The following is a 12,809-nucleotide window of genomic DNA, read 5'->3' as shown; positions in this document are numbered from 1 at the left end:
CGTTTTTGACCCTGTTTTCATTAGGGATGACCCTGACGCGCACTCAGAAATATCGCACAATGGTCATTTATCAATGCTTGAGAAGGATCAAGATGGCACGCATCGTTCTGTTCGAAAACATCCATGCCAGCGCCAAGGAAGTCTTCGTCGCCGCCGGGTTTGACGAGGTCGTCACCTATCCGGGCGCGCTCACGGGAGACGCCCTGCGCGAAGCCCTGCAGGGAGTGCATGTCGTCGGGATCCGCTCCCGGACCCATCTCGATCAGAGCGTGCTGTCCGAACTGCCGGACTTGCGGGCCATCGGCTGCTTTTGCATCGGCACCAACCAGGTGGACCTGGAAACGGCCGCCCTGCGCGGCGTCCCGGTGTTCAACGCGCCGTTCTCCAACACCCGCTCCGTGGCCGAACTGGTGCTGGGCGAGGCCATCCTGCTGCTGCGCCGGATTCCGGAAAAGAACGCGCGGGTCCACGAAGGCTTCTGGGACAAGACCGCCGACGGCGCCTACGAGGCCCGCGGCAAGACCCTGGGCATCGTCGGCTACGGCAATATCGGGTCCCAGGTCGGCATCCTGGCCGAATCCTTCGGCATGCGGGTCCTGTATCACGACATCGAAGCCAAGCTGCCGCTGGGCAACGCCCACGCCACCAGCTCGCTGAAGAAGTTCCTGGCCCAGGCGGACGTGGTCACGCTGCATGTGCCGGGCGGCAAGGACACCGCCAACCTGATCGACGCCGACGCCATCGCGGCCATGAAGCCGGGCAGCATCCTGATCAATGCCTCGCGCGGCACGGTGGTGGACATCCCGGCGCTGCAGCGCGCCCTGAAGTCCGGCCATCTGTCGGGCGCCGCCATCGACGTCTTCCCGACCGAACCCAAGAGCCGCGATGAAGCCCTGGACAGCCCGCTGCGCGGCCTGCACAACGTGATCCTGACCCCGCACATCGGCGGCAGCACGCAGGAATCCCAGGAAAACATCGGCCGCGAGGTCGCGGAAAAGCTGAAGCGCTTCATCACCAGCGGCACGACCAAGGGCACGGTGAACTTCCCGGAGATCTCCTACCACGAGCAGGCCGGCGCGGTCCGCATCATCCACATCCACCAGAACGTGCCCGGCGCCATGGGGGCGCTCAGCAACCTGATGGGCGAATTCGGCCTGAACATCGTCAGCCAGCAGCTGCAGACGCGCGGCAAGATCGGCTACGCCATCACCGACGTCGATGGCGAAGTCACCGACCAGGTGATCGAAGGCCTGCGCCGCCACCCCATCACCATCCGCTGCGATCGCGTCTGACCGCCGCCCGCGCCGCGCCGGCGGCCGGGCCGCCCCTCGAAAACCGCATCCCCTCCAGATGCGGTTTTTTGTCCCCGGGCCGCGCAGCGTGGGGGCTTTTCCCCCTGTAGCCTTTGTCCGTCCGGACACTTATACTGGGCCCATTCCGTCAGATCATGGGACCCGTAGCTTCCACGCGGTCTGGGCAATCTTCCGGACGCAGTCCGCTCCTCCAGGCGCAGGGACGCCTGCCGGAAACTCCGGTGGCTTTGATCCAGATCAGCATCCCTGTTCGTCGTGGGGTCTATCGTACGGGGTCCCTATCACAGGAGTCCTTGCATGAGCACTGTGCCTGATGATGCTTCCAGACGCCGGCGCGGCCGTTTGCTGACCGTCTGGACCCCGGAAGACAAGGCGTTCTGGGCGCACGAAGGTCGCGCCATCGCCAACGTCAATCTGTGGATCTCGATTCCCGCGCTGTTCCTGGCCTTCGCCGTCTGGCAGATGTGGAGTGTCGTAGCCGTCAATCTGCCCAACCTGGGCTTCAAATACACGGAAAACCAGCTGTTCTGGCTGGCGGCGCTGCCGGCGCTGTCGGGCGCCACGCTGCGGATCTTCTATTCCTTCATGGTGCCGGTCTTCGGCGGGCGGCGCTGGACCGCGCTGACGACCGCCAGCCTGCTGCTGCCCACCATCGGGGTGGGGCTGGCCGTCCAGGACCCGACCACGCCGTATTCCACGATGCTGCTGCTGGCGCTGCTGTGCGGCCTGGGGGGCGGCAATTTTTCCTCCTCCATGTCCAACATCAGCTTTTTCTTCCCCAAGGAACGCAAGGGTTCGGCCCTGGGGCTGAACGCGGGCCTGGGCAACCTGGGGGTGTCTTCGGTGCAGTTCCTGGCGCCGCTGGTGATCACCCTGGGCATCCTCGGCCCCTGGGCCGGCGATCCCCAGATGGCCAAGCTGTCCGGCGCCCACGGCGTGGCCGAGGTCTGGGCGCAGAACGCCGCCTTCATCTGGGTGCCTTTCATCATCATTGTCTCCATGATGGCCTGGGTGGGCATGCACGACATCGCGGACGCCCGGGCATCCTTCAGCGAACAGGCGGTCATCTTCAAGCGCAAGCACAACTGGATCATGTGCTTCCTGTACCTGGGCACCTTCGGCTCCTTCATCGGCTTTTCGGCGGGCTTCCCGCTGCTGATCAAGTATCTGTACCCCGACATCCGGCCCCTGCAGTACGCCTGGCTGGGCCCCCTGGTCGGCGCCATGGCGCGGCCCTTCGGCGGCTGGCTGTCCGACAAGCTGGGCGGAGCGCGGGTGACGTTCTGGACGTTCTTCTGGATGGTGCTGGGCGTGCTGGGCGTCATGGCGTCGCTGCCGGGCTCCGGATCGCCGGGCAGCTTCACCGGCTTTCTGCTGGCCTTCCTGTTCCTGTTCTTCCTGACCGGCATCGGCAACGGGTCCACCTTCGCCATGATTCCCGCCATCTTCAATACCCTGGCGCTGCGCCGCAACGCGGCGGGCTCCCCGGCGCAGGCGGAATCCGAAGGGGCCAAGGAATCCGCCGCCGTGCTGGGCTTCAGCGGCGCCATGGGCGCGTACGGCGGCTTCTTCATTCCCAAGAGTTTCGGCACGTCCTTCGACCTGACGGGCACCCCGGACGCGGCGCTCATGTTCTTCGTCGTGTTCTATGCCGCCTCCATCGCCGTCACCTGGTGGTATTACTCGCGGCGCGGCGCGGAAATTCCGTGCTGAGGCCCCGCCGGTTCCGATCCGGCGGCCGTGCCGCCGCCGATCGGTGTTTAGTCGAACGCTTTCCAACGGAGCAATCATCGTGAGCCATTTCATTGATCGCCTGAAGTACTTTTCCCGTCCGAAAGAGCCTTTTTCCAATGGCCATGGAAATGTCGTCCACGAGGACCGCACCTGGGAAGACGCCTACCGCAATCGCTGGCAGCACGACAAGATCGTCCGTTCCACGCACGGCGTGAACTGCACCGGGTCCTGTTCCTGGAAAATCTACGTGAAGGGCGGCATCGTCACCTGGGAAACCCAGCAGACGGACTATCCGCGCACCCGGCCCGACATGCCCAATCACGAACCGCGCGGCTGTCCCCGGGGCGCGACGTTCTCCTGGTACCTGTACAGCGCCAACCGGGTGAAATATCCCATGCTGCGCGGCCGCCTGGCGCGGATGTGGCGCGAACAGCGCAAATCCATGGACGCCGTGCAGGCCTGGGAAGCCATCGTCACCGACCCCGAAAAGGCCAAGGCCTACAAATCCGTGCGCGGCCTGGGCGGTTTCGTGCGCTCCACCTGGGACGAGGTCAACGAGATCATCGCCGCCGCCAACATCCACACCATCAAGTGCCACGGCCCGGACCGCATCGCCGGTTTCTCGCCGATTCCCGCCATGTCCATGGTGTCGTATGCCTCGGGCAGCCGCTATCTGTCGCTGCTGGGCGGCTCGCTGCTCAGCTTCTACGACTGGTACTGCGACCTGCCGCCGTCCAGCCCCCAGACCTGGGGCGAACAGACCGACGTCAGCGAGTCGGCGGACTGGTACAACTCCACCTTCATCATGCTGTGGGGCTCCAACGTGCCGCAGACGCGCACGCCCGACGCCCACTTCATGGTCGAGGCCCGCTATCGCGGCGCCAAGGTCGTTTCCGTCTTCCCGGACTACGCCGAGGGCGCCAAATTCGGCGATCTGTGGATCCACCCGAAGCAGGGCACCGATGCCGCCCTGGCCTTGGCCATGGGCCACGTGGTGCTGAAGGAATTCCACCTGGCGGGCAAGAGCGCTTATTTCGACCGCTACTGCCGCCAGTACACCGACATGCCGTTCCTGGTGCGCCTGGTGCGCCAGGGCGACCGCTACGTGCCGGACCGCAAGCTGCGGGCCGCCGATTTCACCGACCGCCTGGGGCAGCAGAACAATCCCGAATGGAAGACCGTCGCCTGCGACGAACAGACCGGTGAATTCATCGTCCCGCAAGGGTCCATCGGTTTCCGCTGGGGCCAGAAGGAAGGCGAGGACGCCGGCAAATGGAATCTGGAACTGAAGGACGCCCGGGGACAGAACGTCAGCCCGCGCCTGTCCCTGATCGATTCCCACGACGAAGTCGTGCCGGTGGCCTTCCCGTATTTCGGCGGGGTGCATCACGATTACTTCAAGGGCACGGAACACGACGAGGTCCTGCTGCGCAACCTGCCGGTCAAGCGCGTGCAGACGGCCGAAGGCGAGGTCCTGGTCGCCACGGTCTTCGACCTGTTCGTGGCCAATTACGGCATCGACCGCGGCCTGGGCGGCGACAACGTCGCCGCGTCCTACGATGACGACGTCCCCTATACCCCGGCCTGGCAGGAGCGCATCACGGGCGTGCCGCGCGAACAGGTCATCACGGTGGCCCGCCAGTTCGCCGACAATGCCGACAAGACCGAGGGCAAGTCCATGGTCATCCTGGGGGCCGGCCTGAATCACTGGTACCACATGGACATGTCGTATCGCGGCATCATCAACCTGGTGTCGATGTGCGGCTGCGTGGGCCAGTCGGGCGGCGGCTGGTGCCACTACGTGGGCCAGGAAAAACTGCGCCCGCAGACCGGCTGGACCATGCTGACCTTCGCGCTGGACTGGCTGCGTCCGCCGCGCCACATGAACGGCACCTCGTTCTTCTACGCGCATACGGACCAGTGGCGCTACGAAAAACTGCAGGTGTCCGAACTGCTGTCGCCGCTGGCCGACGCCTCGAAATACCAGGGCAGCCTGATCGACATGAACGTGCGGGCAGAGCGCATGGGCTGGCTGCCCACGGCGCCGCAACTGCAGACCAATCCGCTGCAGGTGGTGCGCGACGCCCAGTCGGCCGGCATGGACCCCAAGGAATACGCGGTGCGGGGCCTGCGCGACGGCAAGCTGAAGTTCGCCTGCGAGGACCCCGACAATCCGGACAATTTCCCGCGCAACCTGTTCATCTGGCGCTCCAACATCCTGGGCTCGTCGGGCAAGGGGCATGAATATTTCCTCAAGCACCTGCTGGGTACCCAGCATGGCGTGCAGGGCAAGGACCTGGGCGAAATGGGCGCGGGCAAGCCGCTGGAAGTCAACTGGCATGACGAGGCGCCCCAGGGCAAGCTCGACCTGCTGGTGACGCTGGACTTCCGCATGTCCACCACCTGCGTGTATTCGGACATCGTGCTGCCCACGGCCACCTGGTATGAAAAGAACGACCTGAACACGTCCGACATGCACCCCTTCATCCACCCGCTGTCGGCGGCCGTGGACCCGATCTGGGAATCGCGCAGCGACTGGGAAATCTACAAGAACCTGGCGAAGAAGTTCTCCGAACTGGCCGCCGACGCCGACCTGCCCGACGAAGACCTGGTGCTGCAGCCCATGCAGCACGACTCGCCGGGCGAACTCACCGACCCCTATGCCGTGCGTGATTGGCGCAAGGGCGAATGCGACCTGATCCCCGGCAGGACCATGCCCAACCTGATGGTGGTGAATCGGGATTACAAGAACATCTACAAACGCTTCACGACGCTGGGGCCGCTGGCCGAAAAGCTGGGCAACGGCGGCAAGGGCATCTCCTGGGACACCAAGGAAGAGGTCGAATTCCTGGGCAAGCTGAACTACCGCGAGCGCGAACCCGGGGTCGGGCACGGCCAGCCGCGCATCTTCACGGACATCGATGCCTGCGAGACCGTGCTGACCCTGGCGCCGGAAACCAACGGGCACGTGGCCATGAAGGCCTGGCAGGCGCTGTCGAAGATCACGGGGCGCGACCATACGCACCTGATCCGTTCCAGCGAACACGAAAAGATCCGCTTCCGCGACATCCAGGCGCAGCCGCGCAAGATCCTGACCTCGCCCACATGGTCGGGCATCGAATCCGACAAGGTCAGCTACAGCGCGGGCTACACCAACGTGCACGAGCTGATCCCCTGGCGCACGCTGACCGGCCGCCAGGAGCTCTACCAGGATCATCCCTGGATGCGCGATTTCGGCGAGGCGCTGTGCGTGTACCGGCCGCCGGTGGATACCAAGACCATCAAGCCCATGCTGGACAAGCAGTTCAGCAACGGCGAGCCGCACGTGGTCCTGAACTTCATCACGCCGCACCAGAAGTGGGGCATCCACTCCACGTATTCCGACAACCTGATCATGCTGACGCTGTCGCGCGGCGGCCCCATCGTCTGGATGTCGGAAATCGACGCGGCCAAGGCCGGCATCGTGGACAACGACTGGATCGAGGTCTTCAACGTCAACGGCGCCCTGGTGGCCCGGGCGGTGGTCAGCCAGCGGGTGCCCGAGGGCATGACCATGATGTATCACGCCCAGGAGAAGATCGTGAACGTGCCGGGATCCCAGCTCACCGGCAAGCGCGGCGGCATCCACAATTCCGTGACGCGCACGGTCCTCAAGCCCACCCACATGATCGGCGGCTATGCCCACCTGGCCTATGGCTTCAATTACTACGGCACTGTGGGCTCGAACCGGGATGAATTCGTGGTGGTCCGCAAACTGACGAAAATCGACTGGATGGACGAAACGCACGAAGTGTCCGCCCAGACACAGGCCTAAGGAGACGCATCCATGAAAATCCGCGCACAAGTCGCCATGGTCCTGAATCTGGACAAATGCATCGGCTGTCACACCTGTTCGATCACCTGCAAGAATGTCTGGACGTCCCGCGAAGGCATGGAATATGCCTGGTTCAACAACGTGGAAACCAAGCCCGGCGTCGGCTACCCCAAGGAATGGGAAAACCAGGACCGCTGGAACGGCGGCTGGCGCCGCAAGGCCAACGGCCGCATCGAACCGCGCCAGGGCGGCAAGCTGAAGCTGCTGTCGCGCATCTTCGCCAACCCCAACCTGCCGCAGATCGACGACTACTACGAGCCCTTCACCTACGATTACGACTATCTGCAGAAGGCCCCGGAACGCACGACGCCGCCCGTGGCCCGGCCGCGTTCGCTGATCACCGGCCAGCGCATGGAAAAGATCGAATGGGGGCCCAACTGGGAAGAGATCCTGGGCGGCGAATTCGCCAAGCGGTCCAAGGACTACAACTTCGAGGCCGTGCAGAAGGACATCTACGGGCAGTTCGAGAACACCTTCATGATGTATCTGCCGCGGCTGTGCGAGCACTGCCTCAATCCGACCTGCGTCGCCAGTTGTCCGTCGGGGTCCATCTACAAGCGCGCCGAAGACGGCATCGTCCTGATCGACCAGGACAAATGCCGGGGCTGGCGCATGTGCATTTCGGGCTGTCCCTACAAGAAGATCTACTACAACTGGAAGTCCGGCAAGGCGGAAAAGTGCATCTTCTGCTACCCACGCATCGAGGCCGGTCAGCCCACGGTCTGTTCCGAAACCTGCGTCGGGCGCATCCGCTATCTGGGGGTGCTGCTGTACGACGCCGACGGCATCGAGGCCGCCGCCAGCATGCCCAATGAAAAGGACCTCTACCAGGCCCAGCTGGACCTGTTCCTGGATCCGCACGATCCCGAGGTCCGCCGCCAGGCCCTGGCCGACGGCATCCCCGAAAACTGGCTGGATGCGGCCTGCAATTCGCCGGTCTACAAGATGGCGGTCGAATGGAAGATCGCCTTCCCGCTGCACCCCGAATACCGCACCCTGCCCATGGTCTGGTACGTGCCGCCGCTCTCGCCCATCCAGTCGGCGGCCAACAGCGGCCAGATCGGCGCCTTCGGCGAAATCCCCGACGTCAAGTCCCTGCGCATCCCGCTACGCTACCTGGCCAACCTGCTGACGGCGGGCGACGAGGCCCCCGTGGCGGTGGCGCTGGAGCGCATGCTGGCCATGCGCGCCTTCATGCGGGCGCGGTCCGTGGACCGCCAGGAACGGCAGGACATCCTGGACCAGGTGGGCCTGTCGCTGCACCAGGTCGAGGACATGCACCGCTACCTGGCCATCGCCAACTACGAGGACCGCTTCGTGATCCCCACCGCGCATCGGGAAAATGCCGAGAACGCCTTCGAGATCCGGGGCGGCTGCGGCTTCACCTTCGGCAACGGCTGCTCGGGCGGCAGTTCCGAAGGTTCGCTGTTCGGCAAGCCGCGCAACAGGCGCAAACCGTCCGTGGTCTTCCTGGACCCGGCCAGGACCGCGTAAGGAAGCCCGCCATGACGCATACCTTGACTGCCCAGGACTCTCCTGTCTTTTCCGTCCTGTCGGTGCTGCTGGGCTATCCCGAGCAGGACTGGCTGGACGCGCTGCCGGAATTGTCCGATGCGCTGCCGGCCCCCGCGCGGGAACGCCTGGACCCGCTGTTCGTCTTCCTGCGCGGTTTCGACGACGTGATCGATCTGCAGGAAGCCTATGTCGCCACCTTCGACCGGCGGGCGGCGCATTCCCTGCATCTGTTCGAGCACGTGCATGGCGAGTCCCGCGACCGGGGCCAGGCCATGGTCGATCTGCAGCAGGAATATCTCAAGCACGGCCTGGAGCCCGCCACCACCGAATTGCCGGATTACGTGCCGCTGTTCCTGGAATTCCTGGGGCAGGTGCCGCCCCCGGCCGCCGAAGATCTGCTGGGCGACGCCATCCACGTGCTGGCCCGCCTGGGCGACAAGCTGGCGGAATCGGACAGCCCCTACGCCTGCGTGTTCGCGCAATTGCGCGCCATGACGGCGGTGCAGCCCGAAGTCCTGCCCGATCCCCCGGAAGGCGACATGGAGGAAACCATGATCACCTTCGGGCCCCAGGCGGACGGCACCGAACCCCTGTTGATGCGCCGCCCGGGCGACGGCGCCCAGCCCCTTGTGTTCCACCCGCCGCGCGCGCGGGCCGGCCATCCGGACGGCAGCCCCACCTGAGGAGACCATCATGAAAGACACACTCGACCTGTTCTTTTTCGGGGTGTATCCCTACATTGCCCTGACCGTGTTCTTCCTGGGCAGCCTGGTGCGCTTCGAGCGCGAACAGTACACCTGGAAAAGCGATTCCAGCCAGCTGCTGCGCTCCGGGTCGCTGCGCTGGGGCAGCAATCTGTTCCACATCGGCATCATCTCACTGTTCTTCACGCATCTGGTGGGGCTGCTGACTCCGCCGTGGGTGTATCACGCCTTCGGCGTCACCACGCAGTTCAAGCAGTTGATGGCCATCGTCGTGGGGGCCATCCTGGGGGTGATCTGCCTGATCGGCCTGGTATTGCTGATCCATCGCCGCTGGTCGGAAATCCGCCTGCATCACAACACCAACGTGTCGGACTGGGTGACGCTGCTGTGGATCCTGCTGGTGCTGGGCCTGGGGCTGGCGTCGCTGTTCACGTCGGTGCATCACACGGACGGCGCGGTCATGGTGCAGCTGGGCGACTGGGCGCAGCGCATCGTGACTTTCCGCGCCGGCGCGGCGGGCGCCCTGGCGGGCGTGCCGGAAATCTACCGCATCCACATGGTGCTGGGCATGACGCTGTTCGTGATCTTTCCCTTCACCCGGCTGGTGCACGTGTGGTCGGGTTTCGCCTCCGTCACCTATCTGGCGCGGCCGTGGCAACTGGTGCGTCCGCGCCGCTGATGGGGAAGCCGCATGATCACCGTGAATGATGTCGTCATCGCCGAGGCCGCCATCCTGGCCGAGGTGTCGAACCATGAACAGGAAGCCAATCCGCGCCTGGCGGCCGGCCAGGAACTGGTGCTGCGCGAGCTGATCCGCCAGCGGGGGGCCGAACTGGAGCTGAACGCCGACGGCGACGAAGCCCTGCTGGCGGCGGTGCTGGCCGAGGACGTCCGCACCCCGCAGGCCGACGAGGCCAGCTGCCGGCGCTATTACGAGCAGCATCCGGACGAATTCCGCGAAGGGGACCTGATCGAGGTCTGGCACATTCTGTTCCAGGCCACGTCCGGCCTGGACGTGCAGAAGCTGCGGTCCCGCGCCAACCTGCACCTGGCGGAACTGCATCGCAAGGGCGTGGGCCAGTTCGCCGCCTTCGCCCGCGAATATTCCAACTGCCCGTCGGGGGCCGAGGGCGGGGCCCTGGGCGAGCTGAGCCGGGGCGAGATGGTGCCGGAATTCGAAAAGGCCGTCTTCGCCCTGCCGGAATACACCCTGGCGGGCGAACTGGTCGAGACGCGCTTCGGTTTTCACATCGTGCGCACCGGCCGCAAGGTCGAGGGCCGCCTTGTGTCTTTCGAAGACGCGCGCGACCGCCTGGCCGCCTGGCTGGAGGAATCCAGCTATCGCCGCGCCGTGCATCAGTATCTGCAGCAGCTGGTGGGCGCGGCGCGGATCCAGGGAATCCCCATGCAGGGGGCGGATTCGCCGCTGGTGCAGTAGGCCGGCAGGCCCCGCGTTCAGCGCGCGCTGGCGATCTTGCGGATCGGTATCGCGGTCCCGGGGGTGGTCGTGAGGGGAGCCGGCGGCAGTACGTCAGCCAGGGTGCGGGCGTCCAGGTAGTCCATGAACGCCTGCAGCGCCCCGGCGATTACGGGCTTCAGGCCGCAGTGGCCGGTCAGGATGCAGTGGTTGCCGGGACCCATGCATTCGACCAGGGCCAGGTCGTTTTCCATGTCGCGGATCAGGGCGCCCAGGGAAATGTCGCCGGGCTCGTGGGCCAGCTCCATGCCGCCGTTCTTGCCGCGCACCGTGCGGATCCAGCCATGTTGGGCCAGCCGGTGCGTGATCTTCATCAGGTGCGGTTCGGAAATCCCGTAGAACTGGGCGATTTCGGCGATGGTGCACAGCCGGTCGCGATGGCCGCTGAGATACATCAGCAGCCGGACCGCGTAGTCGCTCATGTTGGTCAATCGCATGATGGGCGTCCGGTGATCAGCGGGCCCGGGCCGGCTGGATCGTCGCCGGTTTGGGGGCGGCCGCCGGGACGGGCTTGTCCGGCCGCGGGCGGATCAGCATGGGCACGAAGCGCCACAGGTACAGCCCCAGCGACAGGATCCAGGCCAGCGCGGCCAGGTGCAGCAGATGCAGGCTGGCGGCCGAGGGCCAGAGCGCGGCCAGACGCAGGAGGGCGGCCAGCACCATCAGCCAGTGGCCCGCCAGCATGCTGCGGTCCAGCGCCAGGGGGCGCCCAAGGTGGCCCAAGGCGGTGCGCGTCAGCATGCCGATGATCAGGATGCAGAAGCCCGCCAGGCCGATCAGGTGCACGTGGGTGGCGCTGCGGGCCAGCACGCCGTTGAGGATGGCCGGGTCGAACAGGTTGCTGAATTTCCAGGCGGCGGCCAGCAGGCCGATGCCGATGAAGGCGTAGCCCAGATACAGGATCCACAGCATGGGCTTGCGCAGCACCGCCTGCGGCTTCCAGCAGGCCAGCTGCACCAGGCTGATCAGCCCCGTGACGCCCAGGCTGGCCGCCATGATCAGGGGCAGGGCGTGGGGGCCGCTGCCCGGGGCCATGGGAGCGCCCGTGATCTGCGCCAGCACGCCCGCCGCCAGCGCCAGGACGCTGAAGACCATCTGCGCATGCCCCGAGCGGACCAGCATGGGAATCTGCAGGCCCGGCACCATGCGCATGGCGAAAAACGGAATGACGCGGCGGGCGATCAGCAGGGCCACGACCGCCATGCCGATCAGGCCCAGGTCGAAGCGTTCCATCAGCACCAGATAGTTGCCTTGCAGGGCCGCCAGCAGGTACAGCAGATCCGCCACGCCCAGGGCCAGGATCAGGGCGGGAATGCCGTAGTTGCGGCGGCTGCGGCCCTTGAACATGACGCGGGCCAGGGCGGCCGAGGTTCCCAGGAAGAACAGCAGTTCGGCGGCGGTCGCGATCCAGAAGGCGGTCAGGCCGCCCGCCAGGAAACCGATGCGGGCGACGCACCACAGGATGCACAGAGCGGCCAGGGGCCGGCCTTGCAGCGGGTTGAATCCCGTCCAGGTGGCGCTGGCCGTCAGCAGGAAGCCGACGGCGATGGTGATGATGAAGCCCCACAGCATTTCGTGCGCATGCCAGGCCACCAGCGTGAGCGGTTCGCCCAGCAGCTGCGGCGCGAAGATCCACAGGGCGATGGAAATCACCGCCCAGCCGGCGCCGGCGATGTACAGCGGGCGAAAGCCCAGGGCAAGGAAGGCCGCCATGGACGGGCTGGCCGGGACGGCCCGGGCGGGGGTTTCTTCAACGTTCAGCAGACGGGACATGGTCGTCGAATTCGGTCATGGGTTGATCGGGATGGTGGCTGATCTGGTAGCCGTACCACAGGCTGCGGGCGATGCGATGGGCGAAATCCTGGGCCTGGGCGACGAAGGCCGGATTGTCGAATTCGCCCAGGGTCTCGCGAAACAGGTCCAGCCAGCGGATGAACATGGGGCCTTCCAGGCCGGGCAGGGCCACGTGGCGCGGCATGGGCGTGCCGCTGTAGGTGCCGGTGCGGCGCAGCAGCGACGACCAGAAGCGCACCATGCGTTCCAGATGTTCGTCCCAGTCGTCGATGTGCGCGTCGAAAATCGGCCCCAGCACCTCGTCCTGGCGCACGCGCCGGTAGAAGTGGTGAACGAGGGTGACGATTTCGTCTTCCGTACAGACAAAGGGGTCGTCCATGCGAAGTTTCCGGTGGGTG

10 protein-coding genes are annotated in these 12,809 nt (G+C 65.6%); 7 read left to right on the top strand and 3 right to left on the bottom strand.

The window, feature by feature from the left end; all coding sequences use genetic code 11:
• Positions 1-92 precede the first annotated feature (92 nt).
• From serA to Q0263_RS16900, 7 genes are all read left to right on the top strand, one after another.
• A complete protein-coding gene (gene serA / locus Q0263_RS16930) occupies positions 93-1,292 on the top strand; it encodes a phosphoglycerate dehydrogenase (RefSeq protein WP_298018906.1) in 1,200 nt (399 codons plus the stop codon).
• A 318-nt stretch (positions 1,293-1,610) separates the two neighbouring features.
• Positions 1,611-3,026, top strand: a complete 1,416-nt coding sequence (locus Q0263_RS16925) for a NarK family nitrate/nitrite MFS transporter (RefSeq protein ID WP_298018903.1) — start codon at positions 1,611-1,613, stop codon at positions 3,024-3,026.
• A 79-nt stretch (positions 3,027-3,105) separates the two neighbouring features.
• The gene (locus Q0263_RS16920; protein WP_298018900.1) at positions 3,106-6,861 is read left to right on the top strand and encodes a nitrate reductase subunit alpha; all 3,756 of its coding nucleotides are present in this window, start codon (positions 3,106-3,108) and stop codon (positions 6,859-6,861) included.
• 12 nt (positions 6,862-6,873) lie between these two features.
• Positions 6,874-8,415 (top strand): nitrate reductase subunit beta, encoded by a 1,542-nt coding sequence (gene narH, locus Q0263_RS16915; protein ID WP_298018897.1) that lies wholly within the window; start codon positions 6,874-6,876, stop codon positions 8,413-8,415.
• A gap of 11 nt (positions 8,416-8,426) precedes the next feature.
• Complete coding sequence (narJ, locus tag Q0263_RS16910) at positions 8,427-9,119, top strand: nitrate reductase molybdenum cofactor assembly chaperone (RefSeq protein WP_298018895.1); 693 nt, start codon at positions 8,427-8,429, stop codon at positions 9,117-9,119.
• A gap of 10 nt (positions 9,120-9,129) precedes the next feature.
• Entirely contained in the window at positions 9,130-9,819 is a 690-nt protein-coding gene (gene narI / locus Q0263_RS16905) for a respiratory nitrate reductase subunit gamma (protein WP_298018892.1), read from the top strand.
• A 12-nt stretch (positions 9,820-9,831) separates the two neighbouring features.
• The gene (locus Q0263_RS16900; RefSeq protein ID WP_298018889.1) at positions 9,832-10,578 is read left to right on the top strand and encodes a peptidylprolyl isomerase; all 747 of its coding nucleotides are present in this window, start codon (positions 9,832-9,834) and stop codon (positions 10,576-10,578) included.
• 17 nt (positions 10,579-10,595) lie between these two features.
• Here the strand turns inward: Q0263_RS16900 and Q0263_RS16895 are convergent, their stop codons facing one another.
• The 3 genes from Q0263_RS16895 to Q0263_RS16885 are packed head-to-tail and all read right to left on the bottom strand — an operon-like array spanning position 10,596 to position 12,790.
• Positions 10,596-11,054 carry an Rrf2 family transcriptional regulator gene (locus tag Q0263_RS16895; RefSeq protein ID WP_298018886.1) on the bottom strand — a complete coding sequence of 153 codons (459 nt, stop codon included), beginning with the start codon at positions 11,052-11,054 and terminating at the stop codon, positions 10,596-10,598.
• Positions 11,055-11,070: 16 nt separating this feature from the next.
• Positions 11,071-12,390 carry an NnrS family protein gene (locus Q0263_RS16890; RefSeq protein WP_298018883.1) on the bottom strand — a complete coding sequence of 440 codons (1,320 nt, stop codon included), beginning with the start codon at positions 12,388-12,390 and terminating at the stop codon, positions 11,071-11,073.
• Positions 12,368-12,790, bottom strand: coding sequence for a group III truncated hemoglobin (locus Q0263_RS16885; RefSeq protein ID WP_298018880.1), 423 nt, complete (start codon positions 12,788-12,790; stop codon positions 12,368-12,370). Before Q0263_RS16885 ends, Q0263_RS16890 begins: the two co-directional genes overlap by 23 nt.
• Positions 12,791-12,809 lie beyond the last annotated feature (19 nt).

This window comes from uncultured Castellaniella sp., from assembly GCF_937988725.1.
Classification (GTDB): Bacteria; Pseudomonadota; Gammaproteobacteria; order Burkholderiales; family Burkholderiaceae_B; genus Castellaniella.
Note: the sequence above shows the minus strand (reverse complement) of the source record. Positions and strands in the feature narration are given on the sequence as shown.

Bases quoted from the DNA above. Each gene is read 5' to 3' on its own strand.
- serA (WP_298018906.1), top strand. From the start codon at position 93: ATGGCACGCATCGTTCTGTTCGAAAACATCCATGCCAGCGCCAAGGAA.
- Q0263_RS16925 (WP_298018903.1), top strand. From the start codon at position 1,611: ATGAGCACTGTGCCTGATGATGCTTCCAGACGCCGGCGCGGCCGTTTG.
- narH (WP_298018897.1), top strand. From the start codon at position 6,874: ATGAAAATCCGCGCACAAGTCGCCATGGTCCTGAATCTGGACAAATGC.
- narJ (WP_298018895.1), top strand. From the start codon at position 8,427: ATGACGCATACCTTGACTGCCCAGGACTCTCCTGTCTTTTCCGTCCTG.
- narI (WP_298018892.1), top strand. From the start codon at position 9,130: ATGAAAGACACACTCGACCTGTTCTTTTTCGGGGTGTATCCCTACATT.
- Q0263_RS16900 (WP_298018889.1), top strand. From the start codon at position 9,832: ATGATCACCGTGAATGATGTCGTCATCGCCGAGGCCGCCATCCTGGCC.
- Q0263_RS16895 (WP_298018886.1), bottom strand. From the start codon at position 11,054: ATGCGATTGACCAACATGAGCGACTACGCGGTCCGGCTGCTGATGTAT.
- Q0263_RS16890 (WP_298018883.1), bottom strand. From the start codon at position 12,390: ATGTCCCGTCTGCTGAACGTTGAAGAAACCCCCGCCCGGGCCGTCCCG.
- Q0263_RS16885 (WP_298018880.1), bottom strand. From the start codon at position 12,790: ATGGACGACCCCTTTGTCTGTACGGAAGACGAAATCGTCACCCTCGTT.